General features: G+C 67.8%; 7 protein-coding genes, 1 tRNA gene and 1 pseudogene. 4 read left to right on the top strand and 5 right to left on the bottom strand.

Annotation, left to right across the window (positions count from 1 at the left end; translation table 11 throughout):
* Nucleotides 1-97: 97 nt before the first annotated feature.
* Both ACIQMU_RS11675 and ACIQMU_RS11670 read left to right on the top strand, forming a co-directional pair.
* Nucleotides 98-466, top strand: a pseudogene (locus ACIQMU_RS11675) (LacI family transcriptional regulator); the annotation flags it as partial.
* A 93-nt stretch (nt 467-559) separates the two neighbouring features.
* Nucleotides 560-1,717, top strand: a complete 1,158-nt coding sequence (locus ACIQMU_RS11670) for a hypothetical protein (RefSeq protein ID WP_402688745.1) — start codon at nt 560-562, stop codon at nt 1,715-1,717.
* Between the two features lie 33 nt (nt 1,718-1,750).
* Here ACIQMU_RS11670 and ACIQMU_RS11665 read toward each other — a convergent pair whose 3' ends face one another.
* The 4 genes from ACIQMU_RS11665 to ACIQMU_RS11650 all read right to left on the bottom strand — a co-directional run bounded on the left by ACIQMU_RS11665 (nt 1,751) and on the right by ACIQMU_RS11650 (nt 4,459).
* Nucleotides 1,751-2,257 (bottom strand): hypothetical protein, encoded by a 507-nt coding sequence (locus ACIQMU_RS11665; RefSeq protein WP_402688744.1) that lies wholly within the window; start codon nt 2,255-2,257, stop codon nt 1,751-1,753.
* 229 nt (nt 2,258-2,486) lie between these two features.
* Nucleotides 2,487-2,560: transfer RNA gene (locus tag ACIQMU_RS11660), tRNA-Pro, on the bottom strand.
* A gap of 28 nt (nt 2,561-2,588) precedes the next feature.
* The gene (locus tag ACIQMU_RS11655) at nt 2,589-3,359 is read right to left on the bottom strand and encodes a Pr6Pr family membrane protein (RefSeq protein WP_402688743.1); all 771 of its coding nucleotides are present in this window, start codon (nt 3,357-3,359) and stop codon (nt 2,589-2,591) included.
* A 161-nt stretch (nt 3,360-3,520) separates the two neighbouring features.
* Nucleotides 3,521-4,459, bottom strand: a complete 939-nt coding sequence (locus tag ACIQMU_RS11650; RefSeq protein WP_402688742.1) for a metallophosphoesterase — start codon at nt 4,457-4,459, stop codon at nt 3,521-3,523.
* A gap of 156 nt (nt 4,460-4,615) precedes the next feature.
* Here ACIQMU_RS11650 and ACIQMU_RS11645 point away from each other — a divergent pair, with 156 nt between their 5' ends.
* Nucleotides 4,616-5,080: a GatB/YqeY domain-containing protein gene (locus ACIQMU_RS11645; RefSeq protein WP_352239665.1), complete on the top strand. Its 465-nt coding sequence runs from the start codon at nt 4,616-4,618 to the stop codon at nt 5,078-5,080.
* Between the two features lie 223 nt (nt 5,081-5,303).
* Here the strand turns inward: ACIQMU_RS11645 and ACIQMU_RS11640 are convergent, their stop codons facing one another.
* Nucleotides 5,304-7,559 (bottom strand): transglycosylase domain-containing protein, encoded by a 2,256-nt coding sequence (locus ACIQMU_RS11640; RefSeq protein ID WP_352239664.1) that lies wholly within the window; start codon nt 7,557-7,559, stop codon nt 5,304-5,306.
* Nucleotides 7,560-8,185: 626 nt separating this feature from the next.
* Here ACIQMU_RS11640 and ACIQMU_RS11635 point away from each other — a divergent pair.
* Nucleotides 8,186-8,536 (top strand): WhiB family transcriptional regulator, encoded by a 351-nt coding sequence (locus ACIQMU_RS11635; protein WP_352239663.1) that lies wholly within the window; start codon nt 8,186-8,188, stop codon nt 8,534-8,536.
* The last annotated feature ends 3 nt before the right edge of the window (nt 8,537-8,539 follow it).

Raw genomic sequence — 8,539 nt, 5'->3', positions numbered from 1 at the left:
TCAGACGGTTCGCCGACCTCGGCCTCGGTCACGTTGTTGCTGGTCATCGATGCATCTTCCATGATCGGGAGTTACACCGAACGTTTTACAGTCCCCGCCGCAGGAGGCCCGCCCGGTACCGATCCTCGGCGATCCGTGGCCCGGCATCCCGGCCCGAGGTCGAGGGGCAGCCGCTCGGGCGGACGCCTGCTGGCTCCCGATCGCCAAGGGCCTCACGCCGTACGGCCTTCGCCATACTCATCGAACGATGATGGAGGACCTCGGCACTGAGAAGGTCCTCATGGACGAACGCATGGGCCACATCGACAGCTCGGTCTCCGCGCGCTACGCCCACGTCACGCCCGGCATGCGTCGGCGCCTCATGGCTGGTCTCACCGAGCGATGGGAGGCGGCGCTCGACGTCCGACGCGCGATGCGTTCCTCATCCCCCGTGCGCGTGCTCAACGACCTCCTGTGCGTACGCTGAGCCACTCAGCAGTGCCCCGCCGCGGCGGGGCACTGCTGGCGTTTAAGTGGATTCTTCCCCATCACACGGCATATTGCTGCCAGGATCAGGGGCGTGACATACGTAGTGACTGTGGACGCCCTCATACCCAAGAACACTCCGGAGATGGATCCACTTCAACGCACTGGCGCGGTGGCCCTCATCGAAGATGGTTTTGCCTCCGTCGAGGCGATTGAGGGGCCCGATGGCATGGAAGTCGATCTTCTCGACACCGTTGTGGCCGTCTATCCAGGCGGCGCGCTTCTGAAGGTGTTCGTGGATGCGGCGGCTCTGGAGTTCGCGGAGGAGGCTGTCCGGTCAGTCGTGGGTGAACTGCTGGAAAGATCCGAGCTGTTGGCCGACTGGCAGATCGAGCGATGTGAGGTCGAACTGCACCCGGAGCTCGCCCAGGAGAGTCTCGCCGCTGCCGACGGTCCCGATTCCCCGCCCGCTGATCTGGCAGACCGTAAGGCGCGGCATACCGAGAGCCCCACGGCCGAGGACGACAGTGAGGGCTACGACGCCGAGGCGAAAGCTGAAGCAGTACGCGGTCAGATGCTGGCGCTGGCAGATGACCTGCGCTCCTTCCCGCCCGTGATGTTCGGCGTCCTGGACGACGAAGGCGACGAGGAGGAAGAAGACGCCATCGAGTTCGCCGTCTCGCCGGAGGACGCCAAACTTGCTGCTGGTGCCTTGGTGTACGCGACAGACATCTTGGTGGACGAGCTGTTCCAAGACGTGCAGACCCTGACGCAGGAGGACACCACCGCTGCTGAATGCGACGGTCCCCTGTGGCACTTCGAGGACCTTCCCGAGCGATACGCCCTCCAGTATGACGCTCGTTTCGCTCGCCGCTTCCTGGTAACGGTCATCGCCATGACCACCCGGTTCACAGACGGCAGCTTCCAGCAGCTCAGCTGTGTTGCTGAGGAACTCGCGCTGAAGCTATTGCTGACTGAGACCAACGTGACACTGGAAACATTCGGGCTGCTCGACGAGGGCGTCTCGGCCGCACTCGACTCGTTCGCTGACAACGTTTACGAGGACATGGATCACGAGTGGCTCTACGACAACTCCATGGACGGCATCGACGAGAGCGCCGTTGGAGAGGCTCTCGGCGTGGCACCGATGGCGTTCAAGGCGTGGTTCACCCCGTTTAACGAGGGCAGGTACGTCCACCCGTCCGCGGCGGACGAACCCGAGGGGTCGGCGCATACCGGAGACCACGCGTAAGTACGCCGCGCCGCCTGCTCTTGCTGCAGGCGCTCAGATGCCGAGACTCTTCCGTCGCACCCGCAGGGAGTATGACGTACCTTCGGGGCCACTGCTGCTGCCCCACCCAACACTGGTCGCGATGGCCCATCCCCGCTGCTCCTGCATCTGGCTCGCGAAGGTGCCCAAGTCATGGATCTCGCATCCGCATGTCAGCGAGAGCCGGATGCTGATGTACGGACTCCGGGGATTGGAGTTGCGGCCCGTCGCCTCGGTCCACTCCACGTCGTGGACGTGTTCCTCCAACCCGGTCCGGTTCTGGTCATGCTTGATCCCCTGAGCTTTGGCGTACTCGTCGAGGTCGTCGATCATGAACAGGTGGCTCGACCACTCGCCGGGCCAGACGGCGAACAGCCGCGACTTTCCGGCGACGGCGCGCTCGTAGGCGGCCCGATCGTTGCCATGAGTGACTCTGCCGTCATCATGAACCTCGATGTAGCAGGTGGTACGCGCGGTGTACGGAAAGTCGATTCCCGCTGCTGCTGCACTTCTCGACTCCACTTGCCCCTCTGGTTTGCTCGGTCTCAACCGGGCCGGTCTTGGGTCGCCGAGCCACGAACGCGCATACGGCGATCCCTGCTATGCACCTCACCGTAAGGGAGGAGAGTAGGTGCCCGCTGGGAGACTATGACCAAGATCTTCTCCCAGATTTCTCCCAAACGATCACCAGAAATGCAGGAAGGGCCTGACCCGCGATGCGGATCAGGCCCCTGACCTGGTGTTTCAGCTGTCGGGGTGGCGGGATTTGAACCCACGACCTCTTCGTCCCGAACGAAGCGCGCTGCCAAGCTGCGCTACACCCCGATGTCCACCGGACTCCCGGCGACATCGATTACTTTAGCCCACCGGCGGCCGGAGGCGAAATCCGGTTTCTCCGGGGCGGGAGCCACCCCGCCGCGTTCGGCCGGAGGTGGTCCACGGTAGTGATCAGGATGCCCAGGGTGGCGAAGAGGAGGCCGAGGGCGAGGGCCTGGGTGAGGGCTCCGGCGTAGCCGTACGTGTCGACGTCGAGGAACGGGTACGGGTAGCGGGCGGGGGTGCCGGGGGAGAGCAGGGCTCCTCGGGCCAGGACGAGGCCCAGGTAGGCGGCCGGGGCCGACAGCCACAGCGGGATGTGGGCCAGGCGCAGGGTCCGGGGTGCGGTCAGCAGGAGCCAGTCCGCCGCGACGGCCAGGGGGGTCACCGTGTGGAGCAGCAGATTCGCGGCGGTGGACCAGCCGGTCCCCGTGTCCGGGCCGCCCCGAGGGGCGCTCACCGGGGAGACGCCGTAGTTCCCCAGGACCAGGTGGTACATCAGCCCGGTGATCGCGGCGAGCAGGAGCACCCCGCCCGCCGGCCGTGGCGGGAGCGGCGGACCGCCTCGCCAGGCGCGGAGGGCCGACCACCCGAAGGCCGCCGCGATCAGGAGGTTCGCCAGGACCGTGAAGTGGATCAGTGCCGAGGGGGCGTGTCCGGTCGCCAGGGCGATGGCCGGGCCCGCGGCCGCTGCCCCGAACGCCGGAACCCGCAGGGCCGTGGTCCAGGCGCGACAGGGACCGGCGGGATGCGCCGGCGCCTCTGCCGCCCGTGGGCGGGGGAGCAGGGCGATCCGGGGCGCGGTCATGATTCGTACCGTAAGGGGGTGGGAAGTCCCCCGCGATTCGTCGTCCGTCGCGCCGGAGAATCCGGGTCGCCGGACCGGAGAGGCGAGGTCGCCGGGTCGGCGTCGCAAAAGGCGCGGGGCCCGGCCCCAAGGCCCTCGCCCGCGCTTCGCGTCCGCCGTCCTCAGGTCTTCGGGGTCAGGGTGAGCAGGGTGACCTCGGGCGGGCAGGCGAAGCGGACCGGGGTGTAGCGGTTGGTGCCGCAGCCCGCGGAGACGTGGAGGTAGGCGCGCCGGTCGCCGACCGTGTGGCTGGACAGGCCCTTGACCCGGTCGGTGTCCAGGTCGCAGTTGGTGACCAGGGCCCCGTAGAACGGGATGCACAGCTGGCCGCCGTGCGTGTGGCCCGCCAGGATCAGCGGGTAGCCGTCGGCCGTGAAGGCGTCCAGGGTGCGCAGGTACGGGGCGTGGACCACGCCGATGGAGAGGTCGGCGTCGCTTGTGGGGCCGCCCTGGACCTCGGCGTAGCGGTCCCGTTTGATGTGCGGGTCGTCCAGGCCCGTGAACGCCACCTCCATGCCGTCGAGGTCCAGCCGGCCCCGCGTGTTCGACAGGTTCAGCCAGCCCGCCTCGTCGAAGGCGTCGCGCATCGGCTCCCACGGGTTGTGGACGGCTCCGACCGCGGGGGCGTTGCCGTTGAGGCCGTGCTTGCCCTGGACCTTCTCCAGGAGGTAGCGCGCCGGGTTGCGGAGCTTGGGACCGTAGTAGTCGTTGGAGCCGAAGACGTACACCCCCGGGAACTCCATCAGCGGGCCGAGCGCGTCGAGCACCTCCGGCACGGCCTCCGGGTCGGAGAGGTTGTCGCCGGTGTTCACGACGAAGTCGGGGTGCAGTCCGGCGAGCGACTGGAGCCAGGCGCGCTTCTTGCGCTGACCGCTCACCATGTGGATGTCGGAGACCTGGAGCACGCGCAACGGGCGCGCCCCGTGCCGGAGTACCGGAACGGTGACCCGCCGGAGGCGGAAGGAGCGGGCCTCGAATCCGGCGGCGTAGGCGAGTCCGGCGGCGCCGACCGCCGCGCCGACTGCCGTGACTTTCAGGGGTACTCCGTAACGTGCGCGCATGTGCCCATCGTCGCAGACGGGACCGGACGACCGGAAAACCCGCGCAGTCGGCGGAAGACCTCCGCCCCCGCGGAAAGCCGGCGTGATGCCCCGGCATCCGGAGGGGGGCGGAAAACCTGCGGGCGGTCCGGGCCTCCTACCTGTCACAATCGCGGCATGACCACGCTCAAGTCCAAGCTCAAGGAAGACCTCCACACGGCCATGAAGGCGCGTGACGAGCTGACCTCGTCCACCCTTCGGCTCACCCTCACCGCGATCACCAAGGAAGAGGTCAGCGGCACGTCGGCGCGCGAGCTCTCCGACGACGAGGTGCAGAAGGTGATCGCCAAGGAAGCGAAGAAGCGCCGCGAGGCGGCCGAGGCTTTCGCCCAGGGCGGCCGGACCGAGCAGGCCGAGCGGGAGAGGGCGGAGGGCGAACTGCTCGACGGCTACCTGCCCAAGCAGCTCTCCGACGACGAGCTGAACGCGATCGTGGCGTCCGCTGTCGAGGAGGCGAAGGCCGCCGGGGCCGAGGGGCCGCGCGCGATGGGCGCCGTCATGAAGATCGTCAACCCGAAGGTCGCCGGGCTCGCCGAGGGCGGCCGGGTCGCCGGCGCGGTGAAGAGGGCCCTCGCCGGCTGAGGCTCGCGGAAGCCCCGCTGAGCCGAGGCTCGTGTAAGCCGGTGGATGCCTGCGGAGACCTGCGGAGGCCGCTGAGGCTCGAGTGGAAGAGTGGGAAAAGGGTGGGCGTCCCGGTCCAGGACCGGGACGCCCACCCTCGTTTTCCGTCCATACGAGTACGAGTACGAGTAGAGGCGCCGGTACCGGTACCGGCGCCTCTACACGTCAGCCGTGCCCGTGGGGGTCAGGGACCGTTCTGGCCGCCGCCCCGGCCTCGCTCGCCACCGCCGCCGCCCGGTCCGCCGGTCATGCCGTCCGGAAGCTCGATGCCGGGGAACCGTCCGTCGCCGTCGCCGGGCTTGCGGTCCTCGTCACCGCCGCGGTCCCGGTCGCCCTTCTCCTTCTCTTTCTCCTTGTCCTTCTTGTCCTCGCCCCGGGGGACGGAGACCGGGTTGAACCCGGGGGTCTCGGAGGCGTCCAGCGCTCCGGTCATCGCGATACGCCAGATCGGGCCGGGCAGGCAGCCGCCGCAGACCTTGTCGTAGTACTGGCCGCCGATGGTGACGCCGAACATCGGGCTCTTCTCGCCGACGTCGTCCCCGACCCACACCGCGGTGGAGAGGTTCGGCGTGTAGCCGACGAACCAGGCGTCCTTGCGGTCGTTGGTCGTACCGGTCTTGCCCGCGTTGTCACGGTCACTGAGTCCGGCCCGCGCGCCGGTGCCGTCCGCCACGACGCCCTTGAGCATCTGGTTGATGGTGTCCGCGGTCTTCTCGCTCATCGCCCGGGAGCAGGACGTCTTCGGCACGGCGACCTTCTTGCCCTGCGCGTCCTTGATGGACTCGATGGCGATCGGCGTGCAGTACGTGCCCCGGTTGGCGAACGCGGCGTAGGCGCCGGCCATGGAGAGCGGGGTGCTCACCTCGCCGCCGAGGGTGATCGAGGGGGCCTCGACGATCTTCTTGCCGTCGCCGCGCTCGTAGCCGAGCTTCTTGGCCATCTCCACGGTCTCGCAGAGGCCGACCTTCTGCTCCAGCAGCGCGAAGTAGGTGTTGATGGACTTGCCGAGCGCGCTGGTCATGTCCCAGGTGCCCTTCTCCTCCTCCAGCTCGTTCTGGAGGGGCCAGTCCTTGTATCCGGCCGGGGAGCCGGTGCAGTTCCGGAAGTCCTGCTCCTTCAGCGTGATCTTCCAGTCCGTCGAGTACGACGTCGCCGGGCTGATGCCCTTCTCCAGCGCCGCCGCCGCGGTGAACGGCTTGAACGTCGAGCCGACCTGGAAGCCGTACGTGCTGCCGCCCATCTTGTTGCTGACGGCGAGGTTGAGCACGGTCTCGTTCTGCTTCTGGTCCAGGCCGTACGGGCGGGACTGGCCCATCGAGAGGATCTTGCCGCTGCCCGGCCGGACCTGCACCACGGAGGCCGCGAACTTGTCGTCCTTGTTGACCTTCGCGGTGGCGGCCTCGTTGGCGGCCTTCTGGGCGCGCGGGTCCAGTGTGGTCCGGATGGTCAGACCGCCGAGGTTCCAGAGCTTGGCCCGCTCCTCGTCGGTCTTGCCGAAGGCGGGGTCGGTGAGGATCGTCTTGCGGACGTAGTCGCAGAAGAAGCCGGAGCCGCTGACGGCGGTGATGCAGCCGTTCTTCGGCCGGGACACCTTCAGCTTGACGGGCGTCTCCATGGCCTTGTCGGCCTCGGCCTGCGAGATGTTCTTGACCGCGGCCATCCGCGCCAGCACGACGTTGCGGCGCTTGGTCGCTTCCTCGATGTCGTTGACCGGGTCGTAGCGGCTCGGCGACTGGACGAGGCCGGCGAGCATCGCGGCCTCCTCCAGCTTGAGGTCCTTGGCGTGCTTGGAGAAGTAGCGCTGCGACGCGGCCTCGACGCCGTACGCCTGCTGCCCGAAGAACGTGATGTTGAGGTAGTTCTCCAGGATCTTCTTCTTGCCGAGCTCCTCCTCGACCTGGATCGCGTACTTCAATTCGCGGATCTTCCGGCCGAGCGTCTGCTGCGTGGCCTGGGCGACCTTCTCCGGGTCGTCACCCGCCTCCTCGACGAAGACGTTCTTCACGTACTGCTGGGTGAGGGTCGACGCGCCCTGCGCGGCCCCGCCCGCCTGCACGTTGCGGTTCATCGCGCGGAGGATGCCCTTGAGGTCGACGGCCCCGTGCTCGTAGAAGCGGGAGTCCTCGATCGCGATGATCGCGTCCTGCATGTACGGCGAGATGTCCTTGAGCGGGACGACGGTGCGGTCACGGGAGTACACCGTGGCGATGGTGCCGCCCTCGCGGTCCTGGATCGTGGTCCGCTGGCTGAGCGGTGGAGTCTTGAGGTTGGAGGGGATCTCGTCGAACCCTTCGACCGTCCCCTTGGCGGCGAGCCCCAGAGCTCCGGCTGCGGGCAGCGCGATGCCTGCCAGGACAGCTCCGGAGAGCGCGGCGACACCGAGGAACTTGGCGGCCTGCTGGGTCGTGGTGAGACCCCCGCCCGAGCGCTTCTTTGGCATAGGGGGCAGCCTAATCCGTAGTGATGAACGTATCGCAGGAGCAGGGGTCTCTCGGAGCGTTCGCGTACCGGACCGTGACAAACGGGTGGGTCGGCGGTCCGCCGGACGGGTGTCTGCGGACGTCCGCGCAAGCGTGCCGGCGCACCGCGGCGCGGGCACGCGGACGCGAGGCGCTCGCGTTCTCACGCGGGGCACCTTCGTGCTCATTCGCCGGACAGAGGGCCAGGCATTGGCCTAAGCTGCTCTCAACTGTCACAGCAGTCCGGTTCCGTATCAAGTCCCGTGCACGTCCATGCGCGTCTTCTGGTCATTCTTCGTCCGGCCGATGAGCAACCGCACCGCCCTTCACGCACCCATCAAGGCGCTCCCGAAATCGCCCTGTATGTCGCGAGAAGTCCTTTGTGACTTGAGTGCACTGTCCCCTTTTCGTAGAGATAGTCGCGCATGTCGTCGGGTCACTCCCCTGGGTGATCTGCCGCATACGCATAGTCCGTTCGGACCATTCAAGATTGGGCCCGAAGGGGGTGTTGTGCTGTTCCTACCTTCCGTAACGTCCTCAACTGGCAGCGGTGAATATGCCGCTACCGCCGTGGGGGAGCCTCGATTCGGGAGAGGACGGCGCCGGCATGGGCTGGGTAACCGACTGGAGTGCGCAGGCAGCCTGCCGCACTACCGATCCGGATGAACTGTTCGTACAAGGGGCAGCGCAGAACAGAGCCAAGGCGGTGTGCACCGGGTGTCCGGTGCGGACCGAGTGCCTGGCGGACGCGCTCGACAACCGCGTCGAATTCGGCGTGTGGGGCGGAATGACGGAGCGGGAGCGCCGCGCACTGCTGCGCCGCCGGCCGACCGTCACGTCCTGGCGCCGACTGCTGGAGACCGCGCGCAGCGAATACGAGCGGTCCACCGGCATTCTGCCCGGAGTCATCGGGCTGGAGGACGCGGAGCTGCACGAGACGTACGCCGCCGCGGGATAGGCA

This window comes from Streptomyces sp. NPDC091649 (assembly GCF_044756785.1).
Classification (GTDB): Bacteria; Actinomycetota; Actinomycetes; order Streptomycetales; family Streptomycetaceae; genus Streptomyces.
Note: the sequence above shows the minus strand (reverse complement) of the source record. Positions and strands in the feature narration are given on the sequence as shown.